At 67.8% G+C, this 6,000-nt stretch carries 5 protein-coding genes; 4 read left to right on the forward strand and 1 reads right to left on the reverse strand.

Translation table 11 applies throughout. The features are described 5' to 3' along the window. Positions 1 to 23: 23 nt before the first annotated feature. The 4 genes from QLQ86_RS01980 to QLQ86_RS01995 are packed head-to-tail and all read left to right on the forward strand — an operon-like array spanning position 24 to position 5,741. Positions 24 to 779 carry a (Fe-S)-binding protein gene (locus QLQ86_RS01980; RefSeq protein ID WP_282815757.1) on the forward strand — a complete coding sequence of 252 codons (756 nt, stop codon included), beginning with the start codon at positions 24 to 26 and terminating at the stop codon, positions 777 to 779. Next, positions 776 to 2,212 (forward strand): LutB/LldF family L-lactate oxidation iron-sulfur protein, encoded by a 1,437-nt coding sequence (locus QLQ86_RS01985; protein ID WP_282815758.1) that lies wholly within the window; start codon positions 776 to 778, stop codon positions 2,210 to 2,212. The genes QLQ86_RS01980 and QLQ86_RS01985 overlap by 4 nt, the downstream gene beginning before the upstream one ends. Then, positions 2,212 to 2,892, forward strand: a complete 681-nt coding sequence (locus tag QLQ86_RS01990; protein ID WP_282734991.1) for a LutC/YkgG family protein — start codon at positions 2,212 to 2,214, stop codon at positions 2,890 to 2,892. Before QLQ86_RS01985 ends, QLQ86_RS01990 begins: the two co-directional genes overlap by 1 nt. Further along, on the forward strand, positions 2,889 to 5,741 hold the full coding sequence (locus QLQ86_RS01995; protein ID WP_282734990.1) for an FAD-binding and (Fe-S)-binding domain-containing protein: 2,853 nt from the start codon (positions 2,889 to 2,891) through the stop codon (positions 5,739 to 5,741). The genes QLQ86_RS01990 and QLQ86_RS01995 overlap by 4 nt, the downstream gene beginning before the upstream one ends. Positions 5,742 to 5,807: 66 nt before the next feature. Here the strand turns inward: QLQ86_RS01995 and QLQ86_RS02000 are convergent. Then, on the reverse strand, positions 5,808 to 6,000 hold a 193-nt coding region (locus QLQ86_RS02000), incomplete at its 5' end, for a hypothetical protein (RefSeq protein ID WP_282815759.1).

Consider the following 6,000-nt stretch of genomic DNA (forward strand, 5'->3'; position numbering starts at 1 on the left):
TCCTGCGCTGTCCAGGATCTGCCATGACGCCAGTCAAGCTCTATCCACCGAAGCCGGAGAAGGTCTATTTCTTCGGGACCTGCCTCGTCGACCTCTTCTATCCGGAGGCTGGCCTGGACGCTATCCGCCTGCTCGAGCGGGAGGGCATCGAGGTGCTCTTTCCCGAGGACCAGACCTGTTGCGGGCAACCGGCCTACACGTCGGGCTACCAGCAGGAGGCCCGGGCAGTGGCGGCGGCCCAGCTCGGCCTCTTCCCCGAGCCCTGGCCGATCGTGGTGCCCTCCGGCTCCTGCGGCGGCATGATGCGCACCCACTACCCCCAGCTCTTTGCCGGGACCGACCTCGAGGAGCAGGCCAATGAAGTGGCCGGGCGGATCCATGAGCTGACCGAGTTCCTGGTCCATGTCTGTCACCTGAAGCTCGAGGATCGCGGCGAACCGGAGAAGGTCGCCATGCACACCTCCTGCAGCGCCCGGCGCGAGATGGGACTGGCCGAGACCGGCCCGGCCCTGCTGGCCCAGCTCGGCCAGGTCGAGGTGGTGGAGCAGGCACGCGCCGCCGAGTGCTGCGGCTTCGGCGGCACCTTCGCCGTGCGTCATCCCGAGGTCTCCGCCGCCATGGTGGAGGACAAGACCACGGCCATCGCGGAGGCCGGCGCCCAGCGCTTCGTGACCTCCGACTGCGGTTGCATGATGAACATCGGCGGGCGCTTCGAGCAGCAGAATAAGCCGGTCAAGGGCGAGCACATCGCCAGCTACCTGTGGCGGAGGACCTCATGAGCGTGCAGACCTTCACCCCCCGGGAATTTCACCGCCAGGCCCATGATGCCCTCGGCAATCCACAGATCCGCGCCAACTTCCGCAAGGCGATGGATGGCCTGATGAGCAAGCGCCGCGACAGCTTCGGCGACTGGGACCTGGAGACCCTGCGCGAGCTGGGCGCCAACATCCGCCTGCGGGCACTCGCGAAGCTGCCTGACCTGCTCGAGCAGCTCGAGGCCAACTGCGAAGCCAACGGCATAAAGGTGCACTGGGCCGAGGATGGCGAGCAGGCCTGCCGGATCATCCGCGATATCTGCCAGTCCCACGACGCCAGGTCGGTGATCAAGGGCAAGTCGATGGTCTCCGAGGAGATGCACCTGAACGCTCACCTCGAGGCGGCGGGCATCGAGGCGCTGGAATCCGACCTCGGCGAGTACCTGGTGCAGCTCAACGAGCAGACGCCCTCGCACATCATCATGCCGGCGATCCATCTGAACACCGATGAGATCTCCGACATCATGCACGACAAGACCGGCACCGAGCGCACCCGAGACGTCGACTACATGACCGCGGCGGCCAGGCAGCAGCTCCGCGAGCGCTTCATGGCCGCCGACGTGGGGGTCTCCGGTGTCAACTTCGCGGTGGCCGAGACCGGCACCTTGTGCCTGGTGGAGAACGAGGGCAACGGCCGCATGACCACCACGGTACCGCCGGTACACGTGGCCGTGACCGGCATCGAGAAGGTCGTCGAGCACCTGCGCGACGTGCCGCCCCTCTATGCCCTGCTGACCCGCTCGGCCACCGGGCAGCACGTCACCACCTACTTCAACATGATCAGCTCGCCGCGCAAGGAGGACGAGCATGACGGGCCCAGGGAGGTGCACCTGGTGCTGGTGGACAGCGGTCGCTCCAGCATCTACCAGGACGACGAACTGCTCGATACCCTGCGCTGCATCCGCTGCGGCGCCTGCATGAACCACTGTCCCGTCTACACCCGGGTCGGCGGCCACACCTACGGCACCACCTACCCGGGCCCCATCGGCAGCATCCTGTCGCCCCACCTGATGGGCCTGGATGACACCAAGGACCTGCCCACGGCCTCGAGCCTGTGTGGCGCCTGTGGCGAGGTGTGCCCGGTGAAGATCCCGATCCCCGACCTGCTGGTGCGCCTGCGTCGCGAGTCGGTGGGCGAGGGGCGCGGCAACGTGGCCGGTGCAGGCGTCAAGCGCACCCGGAAGGAAGCCGCCGCCTGGAAGGGTTTCCAGTGGATGGCGACCCATCCTTCCGCCTGGCGCGCCGGCACCGCAGTGGCTGGCAAGCTCAGGGCGCTGACGCCCTCTAAGCTGGGCGCCTGGACCGACTACCGCACCGCCCCCAAGCCGGCGGGCACCACCCTGCATGCACTGGTCAAGCGCCATCAGGCGAACAAGACCCGCGAGGAGGAGCGCTGATGAGTGCCCGCAACGCCATTCTCAAGCGCCTGCGCGAGCGGGCCGACGGCCCGCTGAGCGCCCCAGAGAGCGACTTCGCCGTGGTGACCCATAGAGGCTGGAGCCAGGAGGAGCGCCTGGTGCGCTTCGAGCGCTGGATCGCCTCGGTGCACGGCGAGGTTATCCACGCGGACGGGGATGACTGGACCGAGACCCTGGCCAGGGTGCTCGCCGACAAGGGCGTGCGCCGGCTGGCACTGGGGAAGCAGCACCCGGTGGCCGCCGAGGCGCGCCGCGCCCTGGCCGATACCGAGGTGGAGCTGGTCGACGTCGACCGCGACATCGAGTCCTGGCAGCGCGAGCAGTTCGAGAGCGTCGATGCGGGCCTGACCTCGACCCGCGGGGCCATCGCCGAGACCGGCAGCCTGTGGCTCTGGCCAACGCCGGACGAGCCGCGGCTGATCAGCCTGGTGCCGCCGGTGCATATTGCGATGCTGGACGCCCATACCCTCGAGGACACCTTCTTCGATGTCGTCGAGGCCCAGGGCTGGGCCGGCGGCATGCCCACCAACGCCCTGCTGATCTCCGGGCCCAGCAAGACCGCGGACATCGAGCAGACCCTGGCCTACGGGGTCCATGGGCCCCGCGAGCTGGTGGTCATCGTGCGCCATGCCGGCACCGCGGTGGGGGAAGAGACATGACGTCCAAGACCGCCTGGCGCGAGTTGAAGGCGGCGCTGGCGGCGACGATACCCGCCGAGCGGCTGATCGACGACCCGCTGCGTACCCTGGCCTACGGTACCGATGCCAGCTTCTACCGGCTGGTTCCGCAACTGGTGGTCCGCCCCGAGAACGAGGCGGAGCTGCAGCGGACCCTGGCGGAGTGCCGGGAGCGCGAGCTGCCGGTGACCTTTCGCGCCGCCGGTACCTCGCTTTCCGGCCAGGCGGTGACCGACTCGGTACTGATCCAGTTCGGCCGCGGCTGGAGGGACCATGCGGTCCTCGACGAGGGCCAGGCGATCCGCCTGCAGCCCGGGGTTATCGGGGCCAGGGCGAACCAGCTGCTGGCCCCCTACGGGCGCAAGATCGGTCCCGACCCGGCCTCCATCGCCAGCTGCATGGTCGGCGGCATCGCCGCCAACAATGCCTCGGGGATGTGCTGCGGCACGGCCCAGAACAGCTATCGCACGGTGCGCGACATCCGGGTGATCCTGGCCGACGGCAGCCTGCTCGATACCGCCGACGCCGCGAGCGTCGCCGCCTTCCGGGCCTCCCATGGGGTGCTGCTGGCGGGGCTCGAACGCCTTGCCGCCCAGACGCAGGGCAACGATGCCCTGGCCGGGAAGATCCGCCACAAGTACCGGCTCAAGAACACCACCGGCTACGCCCTCAACAGCCTAGTCGATTTCAGTGATGGCATCGAGATCCTCAAGCACCTGATGATCGGCTCCGAGGGTACCCTGGGGTTCATCAGCACCATCACCTACGACACCGTGGTCGACGAGCCCCTGAAGGCCGCGGCGCTGGCCTTCTTCCCCGACATGGGCACGACCTGCCGCGCGACCATCGCCCTCAAGCAGGCGCCGGTCTCCGCCGTGGAGCTGATGGACCGGGCCGCGCTGCGCTCCGTGCAGGACCAGCCTGGCATGCCCGCGGTGCTGAGGACGCTACCCGAGGGGGCGGCGGCGCTGCTGGTCGACGTGCGTGGCAACGACGAGGCCGAGCTCGAGGCGCGCATGCAGGCGGTGCAGGCGACCCTCGAGGGCATCCAGACACTGGAGCCGGTCACCTTCACCCGCGACGCCGCTACCTATGCCCTCTACTGGAAGATCCGCAAGGGGCTGTTCCCTGCCGTGGGGGCGGTGCGCGAGACCGGCACCACGGTGATCATCGAGGACGTGGCCTTTCCCATCGAGCGTCTCGACGAGGGCGTGCTGGCGCTGACCGATATCTTCCATCGGCATGGCTACCGGGATGCGATCCTCTTCGGGCACGCCCTGGAGGGAAACCTGCACTTCGTCTTTCCCCAGGGCTTCGAGAAGCCCGGCGAGGTGGAGCGCTACCAGGCGCTGATGGACGAAGTGGCGCAGCTGGTCGGCGTGGAGTATGGCGGTTCGCTCAAGGCCGAGCACGGCACCGGGCGCAACATGGCGCCCTACGTGGAACTGGAGTGGGGGCCCGAGGCCTATGCGCTGATGTGGGAGATCAAGGCGCTCTTCGATCCCGGCAATCTGCTCAATCCCGAGGTGATCCTCAGCCGCAACCCGACGCTGCACCTGGAGAACCTCAAGCCCCTGCCGGCGGCCGACGCGATCGTCGACAAGTGCATCGAATGCGGTTTCTGCGAGGCAGTCTGCCCTTCGACCGACCTGACGCTGACGCCACGCCAGCGCATCGTGATCCGTCGCGAGCTGGCGAGGCTCGAGGCGTTGGGTAACCAGGTCACCGACGCCGACAAGGACCGCATGAAGCAGCTCGAGGAGGCCTATGTCTACCAGGGCATCGACACCTGTGCGGCCACGGGGCTCTGCGCCACCCAGTGTCCGGTGGGCATCGATACCGGTGAAATGGTGCGTCAGCTGCGTCGCGACCGCTCGCTGGACAAGGCCGCCCTGGCCAGGCGCATCGGCCGACACTTCTCCGGGGCGACGCGTGCGGCGCGGGGCGGTCTGACCGCGGCGGGCGCGGCGCGCGCCGTGCTGGGCGTCAACCTGATGGAAAAGATGAGTACCGGTGCGCGTCGGTTGAGCGGTGACCGCTTGCCCCAGTGGAGTCCGGCCCTGCCCAGGTCGGCGCCGGTCCGGGTGCTGGAACATGCGCCGTCGGGGGATGTATCGAGGGACAAGGTGGTCTACCTGCCCTCCTGTGCCACCCGCATCTTCGGGACGGCCCATGACGATGAGGCCGAGTCACGCTCGGTGATGGAGATCACCCTGGCGCTGCTCGACAAGGCTGGCTTCGAGGTGATCCTGCCGGAGATGATCGGCCACCTGTGCTGTGGCATGGCCTTCAAGTCCAAGGGGCAGTACGAGGAGGCCAACCACAAGGCGCGTGAACTCAACCGCGAGCTGCTGGTGGCGAGCCAGAACGGGCGCTATCCGGTGCTCTGCGACACCAGTCCCTGCACCCTGCAGATGCGGGAGCACCTGGATGAGCGACTCGAGATGCTGGAACCGGTCGCCTTCGCCCATGACCACCTGCTGCCCCGGCTCGCTGTCACGCCGCTCGACGAGAGGGTCGCCGTGCACGTCACCTGCTCGAGCACCCGCATGGGGCTGGCCGACAAGTTCGTCGGGCTGGTGCGAGCCTGTGCCCGGGAGGTGGTGGTGCCCGCGGAGATTACCTGCTGCGGTTTCGCCGGAGACAAGGGGTTCACGACCCCGGAGCTGAATGCCTCCGCACTGGAGGGACTGGCGGAGCAGGTGAAGGGGTGCAGTGCCGGCTACTCGAACTCGCGCACCTGCGAGATCGGCCTGAGCCAGCACGGCAACATCCCCTACCGCTCGATTCTCTCGCTGCTCGACCGGGCCAGCCGCTCCGCTTCGGGCTAAGGTCATCCACAGGCGCCTGACACCAGGCCCTGTGGATGACTCGTCGGGGAGGCGTGAAACTTTTTTTCATGAAGGCCTTGCTTGGCCGCGGGGAAATCCGTAAAGTACGGATCCGCTGCCGGCGACGGGCACACGTTGCAGGCGGTGATGAGTGGCAGAAGTGGTTGTTTCTGTTTGGGTTTTTCGGGTTGTTTCGCGAAATTCCCGCTTGACGGAGACGCCGGCTTCGGTAGAATATGCGCCACTCGTGACGAAGGCC

Source organism: Halomonas rhizosphaerae, assembly GCF_030012485.1.
In the GTDB taxonomy this organism is placed as follows: Bacteria; Pseudomonadota; Gammaproteobacteria; order Pseudomonadales; family Halomonadaceae; genus Halomonas; species Halomonas rhizosphaerae.